Below are 7794 nucleotides of genomic sequence, written 5' to 3' on the forward strand. Positions count from 1 at the left end.
TAGGTTTGGTACTTCATACCCCAAGTGTACCCAACCTGGCCCGGCGACCGCCATCCTTTTCAGACAGCTTCTAAGGAGTCGAGCGCATGATCGAGCACAACAGACGGATCGGGATCGGCCTGGGCCTGCTGGGTCCCTATGTGCTAGACTACCTTTGGACACCATGCTCCCAAAAACCCGTTGTATGCAGGGCGGTACGAGAGGATCGTTGTGATGACTACCCACAGCCCTGAACAGCCAGCTCCCGCCGCCGAAACGCTTGACACGGAAACCCCGGTACGGCCTCCGTCATCCTGGTCGGCGCGATCCCGCGGGAGGAGTTGAGGCTGGCGCCCGGCGTGTCGGCGCATGTTCACCGAATTGGGGCGCTGCGGCTCATCCAGCTCCTCGGCGAGGAAGGCAAAGAAGGTGACCAGGGTCGCCGTCCGGCGTTTGACCGTGGCCGGGGCACCGTCGCGGGCACGTTCGCCATCGACAAAGGCATCGATGGCGGCCCGCGTGACGCTGGTCAGGGGCTTGGGCTGGGCGCGCACGAAGATCTGCAGGTCGTTCACGTCGTGCTTGGTCGTGGCCCGGTCGGGAAAGCGCCGACTCAGGGAGGCCGCAAAGGCGCTGATCCAGTCATCATTCGTTCGGGTATCCATCATCGACCTCCTGGTACTACGCCCAGCAGAGCACGTTTTTGGTCAACTTGATGTAACCAGCGCGGCCCCTGACTCGGGGCGAGTCTGGAACGCAAACCGCGGCGCGCTATTGCCCCCGCCATTCGCCGTGACTCAATCCGCGTGGCAGCGCCATTCCACAACCCGAGGGGCGCGCATCCGCAGTTTGCTGGTGTCGGTATCGCTCGAACCGCGTCTCGATCTACGAATGCTGCCAGCGGCGCCGGTAAAGGCGGGCGTTCGGCTGCACTGTACAATTCTGCGTCATAGTATTTATGCTAGAATTGAGGTAACGTACCACACCTTACTCAACAGAACGGATGAAGATGGGCAAGCAAGGTTCACGGCGAAATAATAGCCGATTATTTGGAACCCGCGATAATGCAGTAAGAGTACGCACCTATCGTTACGGTACGCTTAGGCTACGCATTTTAACAGTTGGAGATGCGGTATTTATTGAGGAAGCACTAAAACAAGACGTGGCAGCACGCGAATTTGTCATAAACCTAATTCATCATCAATTAATCACGCCGGAAATTCCGCTGACGGAAATCAGGGAGTGGAAAGACAAACTACTTATTCGAGTTGCCACCCTGTGGACTGCCCACAAAGACACAATTAACAGGCACTACGAATCAGAAAAGGATTCTTTTGATACAATTAGAAATGCTATAAAATCTTACTTAACAGAGCACAACGAGAAAATGTTGAATATGCTTTCTTCAATTACAGAACCTCCGCGGCTCAATTTTGACATCCCCGAACTGAAACTTATTGATTCGGCTTTTATAGCACAAATATCCATTTATGCCGAACAAAATCAAAACACTATAAATAGTCTCATTCAGTCTCTCGATACGTTTGGATTAGCGAAATATCAACTTAACGAAATATCTAATGCTTGGCTGCAGAACATAAACCCTATCGAAGATATAGCAGCGTCAATCACGGGCATTCTACCCACTATTCAATCTCAACTCGGCGAAATTGCCGCCATCGCAAAACTCGCAGATACTACTATCGTTACTATAGATTGGTCGCGATTTCACGACAGGCTTGCTATTCCACTAGAAACCAGCGAGACACTTAAATCCATACTCTTAAATTTTTCAGAATCGTACACAAGCTTGATTGATTCTTTCGAGGACAATCAATTCGCAATATTAAACTATCCTCCTGAATTCACAAGACTCCCCACTATTGAGTATTTCACAAGCGCAGACTTACTGGAATCTATTGCCAATGAAGACGAAATTCTAATTGAAACAGAGGATAAACAGCAACTGCGCCAGAAATTAGCCTCGGAAAATGAAGACAGCTTAAGAAATCAACTAACATCTTTAAATGCAGGTCTAATTCAGTTGTGGGAAGGCGCTGTATCCGCACTCAACTCCAACAACCCAGATAGAGCAAGGCACTTTGCCACGTCACTCCGCGAGTTATTGACCCATGTAATGCACCAACTTTCACCGGACGATGAAATAAAGAAATGGAATCCCGACCCAAAGCTCTATGACAAGCATAGGCCGACCCGAAGAGCAAGGCTACTTTTTATCTGCCGCAATATTAACCACGGGCCTTTCTCTGATTTTGTAGAAAAAGACGTTGAAGCAGTACTGGCTTTCGTCCAACTCTTTCAGCAGGGTACACATGCAATTCACATACCTTACACTGAAGACCAGTTATTGGCTCTCAAAACAAAGATGGAAGGGGTTATTCGATTCTTGATCAGTGTTGCTCATCAGATGCGATAAAGGTAGAGCACGAATAAGTGCACCCGAACAACGCTGTGCAGCTGACGCCGCTGGCACGACCCTAAGCTGGGCTCGTTTTACCCGCAAACTACGTTCGGCTATAACCGACGGGTATGCGCTCGCATTTCTCCAGCAGCGACTCGGCGACGCGAAGGGCAAGGTGATCCAAGGGGTGCCGCCTCGCGGTTTGCTGGTGCTTGTCTCTCTCGGGGCCAGTGCCGCTTCACACGCCTGCCAGCGGCGCAGCTGACAGCGAATCGTTGGGCGGCACAATGATAGCCGTGCTAGATGGACGCTTCAACCTTAAGGAGATCCGTATGAGTGAAGATCTAAAGCAAGTTACTATTTACACTGATGGCGCTTGTGAGCCAAATCCAGGACCAGGAGGATACGGAGTAGTTCTTATATACGGAGATAATCGAAAAGAATTGTCTGGTGGTTTTTGTTATACCACAAATAATCGCATGGAAATTATGGCAGTAATCAAGGCATTAGAAGCACTTAAAAAGCCTTGCATTGTAATGTTGTATACTGATTCTCGATATGTTGTTGATACGATGTCTCTAGGATGGGCAAAACGGTGGAAAGCAAATAACTGGATGCGTTCCAAAAAGGAACGAGCGGTAAATGTGGATCTCTGGAATCGGCTCCTTGAATTAAGCGAGCAACACCACGTTGAATTTAGATGGGTTAAGGGCCATGCAGGCAATCAAGAAAACGAACGCTGTGACAAACTTTCTTGCGCAGCACTTATACAAGCTGATCTGCCAGTAGATGAAGGGTTTGAGCAACGTACGGAAAATACCAATAAAATACATAAAAACACATCAGTAAAAGCAGAAAAAATGACACGAGCGGGTCAAGCGTGTAGAAAATGTGGGACACCTGTAGTTAAGCAGGTACCTCGAAAACAGCCAAAAGCAACTCAATCATATTACTTCGAGTATTATCTCTACTGCCCTAGTTGTCACGCAATGTATATGGTGGAAGATGCAAAACGCTTTTTTGATACGCTACCATTAGACTAGTTATACCATTTGAGATTGCAGATTTTGGATTGTCGATTGCTCGCTACCGCATCACAGCGCCCTTTAGCACCAAGCAGTATGGGGAGACTCCAATTCCAGGCGGAGCACCTGACGCTCCTCGTTGGGCGGCTTTGACCGCTGTGCCGTCTGAGTCGACGTTCGGAGACACGGACAATGAATGACGGAAGGAAGCGCTACTTATCAGTCCTTCCTGAGCTCCCGCTGTGGGTGGAGAAGTGCGCCTTGCTGTTGAGGGAGGGTTCCAAGCTTCTCGAGAATCACACTCGCAACGGCTTTGTAGTTTGGAGCGCAGAGGATGGCTCAGGTTCGGTAGTGGGTGAGCCGAAACCCAGTGCCCTTGTACTTGTACAGGCCGTGAGCGCTGTGCCGGAACTGCTTGCCTTCGCCGACAATATCGAACGCGTGCGAACTCTCCTGCCGGGGTTTAGCGCAGAGCTTGCCTTCGTCTTCTCCGCGCCCGAACTCTTTCCACCGCCACCACCGGATCAATGTCGTGAGATGAGCCTTAGCGAGATTGCCGCTCAGGATCATCTCTCCGATGATCGGTTGGCCCAGTTGTCCGACGTTGCTGAGGGAGGAGTGCCTGTCGCGGCCGCTTTTGACGGCATGCGACCAGTCGCATTTGCCTACGTTGCGTCAGAGTCGGAATCGCTGATGAACCAGAGGAAGTGGTGTCCTAAAGCGAAATGAGCCACCTTCACAGCCCGAAAGTAGTATGCATACATGTTTTGTTTGTTGTCACCGAAGGGCTTATAGAACATAAAAATATATCCAAGAAAATTCAGATCGGGTATTATTTGACCCTGGCAATCAGTGGTATTTTACAACTTTCTTGCATCGCGCCTTCGTCGGCGACTGATGCCCAGGCCGTTCAGCGGCAATCCTTTCCGCTCGCAGCCATACACATCACACGAGCCTTACACCCCCATCTGCTCGCTCTCCACAATCAACCACCTCCCCACGCGCGCCTCCCACCGCAGTGTATACGTCACGCGCACCGTCGCCTGCTCCGGCGCAACGGCGCCGGCCTCCTGGTTGCTCCATGTCTCCTGGGTGACGACGGTGGCGGTGTCGCCGTCCACGGTGATCGCACCGATCCCCCAGCGTACGAGGATCGAGCGATGCGGGGCGTTGCGCCGCTGGCGTTCGGCGAGCTGGGCGAGGCGGCGCTGGGCGAAGGGGCCGGTGGGATCGAGGTACGGCAGCAGCGGCTCGATCGTCAGCAAGGCGGCGGCTTCGGTTTCGGCGCGGTGGTAGCCCGCCAGGGTGTCGAGAAGGGCGGCTTCGTCGGCGCGCGGGCTGCCAACATTGGTCGTGGCCAGGGTTGGTTGCGCTGCCGGGGCAGGTCGGGTGGTTTCGCTCACGCCGCCCGACGGCTGGCCGAACCAGATGAGCAGGGCGGCGATGATGACGATCCCGAGGATGACCAGGATGGTTGTGCGCCAGGGGCGTGGTGTCACCGGATCACGGTCGTTCGCGGCACCTCCCGCGTGCTGGTGATGCGGCCCAGCTGCGGCGCTGAACGGGAAGAGTCGCTGCTGCATCGCGCTCAATGCGGCGCGACCAATGAGCCCCGCCGATGATCGCGCTGGTGCTTCCAGCCTGGCGTTCGGCGGTGGTGGTGGTGCCAGCACCGGGACGACGTCGAGCGGCTGTCCGCAGTGGGGACAGGTGAGGCGGATCGGCGCGAACCTGGGTGTATCTTCCTGGGCTTGGCGAGCGTGGTCGTCGGGATGGGCCATGGTGTTCCTCTCACGCGGGCAACAATGGGCAGTTAAAGCTCGATTGCCGGATCTGGCTGCCCATTGTTGCCGCCACTGGTGCGATCCAGGCTGTAGCCAATGGCGCGTCGCGTGCAGCCATAACGTGTCGCCAGGCTGTTGATCGAGGCCCCGGCCTCATAGGCGCTGCGGATGGCGGCGTCGTGCGCGACCGCGACCTGGCGGCGCCGCTGGCCGCGCTCCAGCGGTGGTGTGCCCAGCAGGACGGCGAGTTTCTCGCGGTTGACCCCGTGCCGACGCGCAAAGGCGCGCACATACCGGATCCCCTTCGCTTTGACGAGTTGGTGCAACTTCTCAGCGTCCCAATCCGGCACGGGGGCGCGTGGGCGGCCGGGCCGACGGCGCGCAATCCCGGCAGCGTCCATCGCCGCGAGCAGCACGGACGTCCGACAGCGGTACACGCGGGCCAGGTCGCGAATGGTCTTGCCTTCACGGACATAGTCGTGATGCAACTGGGCCGCCTCAGGGATGGGCATAAGCGGGTTCCTCCACACACAGCGTGCTGCGACCACTGGGCCGCCTCAGGGATGGGCATGATCCAGGGCGATTGCATCTTCCGTGCATGCACCCCACCAGGGTACCCGTACACCGGGCCCGGCCCCCGGCCCTTGTAGGGGCACCCCTTGCGGGTGCCTCGTTGTTGCCGGGTGCCGCCGTTTGCGCCGCTGGTTGCATGCCCATGCTGCCACAGAGAGCATATTTTTTTATCCGGTTTCGTATGATGCAATCGCCCTGGGGCATAAGCGGGTTCCTCCACACACATGGTGCTGCGACCACTGGGCCGCCTCAGGGATGGGCATAAGCGGGTTCCTCAGTATTCAACCGTCGCCCACAGCGTCTGCAGGGTTGCGGCCAGCTGGCGCAACGCTTCGGCGAGGGCCTGGCGCTCGGCGGATGGAAGGTCGTCACGACGGAGTTGGGTCAGTCGGGCGAGCTTTTCTTGCACCGCACGTATGTCGCTGAGCAGCGCCCCGACGTCACACGTCACCACGACGACGACCGCTTCCGTGACGGGCGGCGCGGGTACCGGGGCCGGCAGGGCGGCCAGGGGAGCGGCGCCGCTCGCGGAGGGACGGCGCGCTGCATCCGGCGTGGCGGGCGGCGGCGGCGACGCGTCGCGCAGCAAGCGGCGCAACCGTTCGGTCTGGGCCTGCTCCTGATCAAGCGCGTGCTGGGCGGTGTCGCGTTCCTCGATCAGGTCGCTGGTGACGCGCTGATGCAGGTCTTCCACGTCGTGCAGGCGGCGCCGGGTTTGCTGCAGCAACCCCTGCTCGCGGGTGATCGCCTGCTCCAACTGGGCCACCTGGCGGCGGAGTTCGGCGGTGACGGTGGCGTCGACCGCCTCGATCTGGGCCACGGTGACGGCGTGGCGTTCCGGGGTTGGCAGCGCCTGAAAGGCGGTGACCAGCGTGGGATCGGCGTGCTGCAGCATCGCCAGCGCGTAGGTGCGTTGGAAGCCCAGATCGCTGAGCAGGGTGTGATACTGCTGCGGCCCCAGGGCGGTGAGCGCGTCGACATAGCGTTTGGCGTGCTGGGCGCTGATGCCGTGGCGTTGCACGACAAACTGCTCGAAGGTCGGTGCCGCCGGGTCAAAGCGGGAGAGACGGCGGCGGCGTACCTCCAGCAAGATCAGCGATAGGCTAACGATGCCCTCGGCCAGGTCACTCAGCCCCCGCGTGATCTGCCGCTGCGCCTGCTGGATCACCCGGTTGGCGCGGTGCAGGTCGTCGAGCGTCGCGTGCGGGTCGTCCGACTCGTCCAGGGTGGCGCGGGTGTCGGGGGTGTCGTGGGTGTTGGTCATGGCGTGGTCCTCGGTAGGCGGTGGTTCCCGCCCGTGCCGGGAGAGCTGAGCAGCACGCGGGTCTTCACGGCGCGGCGGGTCGCCAGGTTCAGGCGCTGCAAGATGTTGCTCACATGCGAATTCACCGTGCCCCGTGCGAGCACAAGCTGCGCGGCGATCTCCTGGTTGGTCTTGCCTTCCAGGATCAGGCCGGCGACGACGCGCTGCTGCGGGGTGAGGTGCTCCAACGCTCGCAGGGAGGCAGCGCGGATCTCAGCTAAGTGCTGCGCTTCGTCGGGGCTGATGTGCAGGGCAGCCAGGGGATCCGGGGGCCGCTGCCCGGCCAGCAGGCTCAGCACGGCGCGCACGAGCACGTCGGCTTCGGCCATGTCTTTGTGCACGTAGCCAAAGGCCCCGGCGTAGATCGCCGCCAGCCTGGTGGCGGCCTCCTGCACACTCGTCAGGATCAGGCAGGGGATGCCGTGCTCATACCAGAGCACGCGGGCCGCCGCGATGCCTTCAAGTTCCGCATGCGGCATGAGTACATCACAGATCGCGGCATCGAGGGGCGGACCCTGCGCGACGAGGTCAAGCGCCTCCTCGCCCGAGCGGGCGGGCACGACCTCGATCTGGTAGGGGGCCCCTATGTGCTAGACTACCTTTGGACACCATGCTCCCAAAAACCCGTTGCATGCAGGGCGGTACGAGAGGATCGTTGTGATGACTACCCACAGCCCTGAACAGCCAGCTCCCGCCGCCGAAACGCTT

General features: G+C 58.1%; 7 protein-coding genes and 1 pseudogene. 3 read left to right on the plus strand and 5 right to left on the minus strand.

Going from position 1 to position 7794, the window contains the following annotated elements; genetic code table 11:
* Positions 1-143: 143 nt before the first annotated feature.
* On the minus strand, positions 144-647 hold the full coding sequence (locus EKD05_RS24745) for a site-specific integrase (RefSeq protein WP_129678209.1): 504 nt from the start codon (positions 645-647) through the stop codon (positions 144-146).
* Between the two features lie 341 nt (positions 648-988).
* Between EKD05_RS24745 and EKD05_RS24750 the strand changes: the two genes are divergently transcribed.
* The 3 genes and pseudogenes from EKD05_RS24750 to EKD05_RS24760 all read left to right on the plus strand — a co-directional run bounded on the left by EKD05_RS24750 (position 989) and on the right by EKD05_RS24760 (position 4155).
* Positions 989-2416, plus strand: a complete 1428-nt coding sequence (locus tag EKD05_RS24750; RefSeq protein ID WP_129678211.1) for a hypothetical protein — start codon at positions 989-991, stop codon at positions 2414-2416.
* Positions 2417-2733: 317 nt separating this feature from the next.
* Positions 2734-3204 (plus strand): annotated as a pseudogene (rnhA, locus tag EKD05_RS24755) (ribonuclease HI); the annotation flags it as partial.
* Between the two features lie 573 nt (positions 3205-3777).
* A complete protein-coding gene (locus EKD05_RS24760) occupies positions 3778-4155 on the plus strand; it encodes a hypothetical protein (protein WP_165360960.1) in 378 nt (125 codons plus the stop codon).
* Positions 4156-4382: 227 nt separating this feature from the next.
* On the opposite strand, the gene EKD05_RS24765 is transcribed toward EKD05_RS24760, so the two are convergent.
* The 4 genes from EKD05_RS24765 to EKD05_RS24780 all read right to left on the minus strand — a co-directional run bounded on the left by EKD05_RS24765 (position 4383) and on the right by EKD05_RS24780 (position 7646).
* Positions 4383-5207 carry a hypothetical protein gene (locus tag EKD05_RS24765; RefSeq protein WP_129678217.1) on the minus strand — a complete coding sequence of 275 codons (825 nt, stop codon included), beginning with the start codon at positions 5205-5207 and terminating at the stop codon, positions 4383-4385.
* Between the two features lie 32 nt (positions 5208-5239).
* Positions 5240-5722, minus strand: coding sequence for a hypothetical protein (locus EKD05_RS24770; RefSeq protein WP_129678219.1), 483 nt, complete (start codon positions 5720-5722; stop codon positions 5240-5242).
* 335 nt (positions 5723-6057) lie between these two features.
* On the minus strand, positions 6058-7047 hold the full coding sequence (locus EKD05_RS24775) for a hypothetical protein (protein ID WP_129678221.1): 990 nt from the start codon (positions 7045-7047) through the stop codon (positions 6058-6060).
* Complete coding sequence (locus EKD05_RS24780) at positions 7044-7646, minus strand: response regulator transcription factor (protein ID WP_129678223.1); 603 nt, start codon at positions 7644-7646, stop codon at positions 7044-7046. The genes EKD05_RS24775 and EKD05_RS24780 overlap by 4 nt, the downstream gene beginning before the upstream one ends.
* Positions 7647-7794: the final 148 nt, after the last annotated feature.

It is taken from the genome of Candidatus Chloroploca sp. Khr17 (genome assembly GCF_004138165.1).
Classification (GTDB): domain Bacteria; phylum Chloroflexota; class Chloroflexia; order Chloroflexales; family Chloroflexaceae; genus Chloroploca.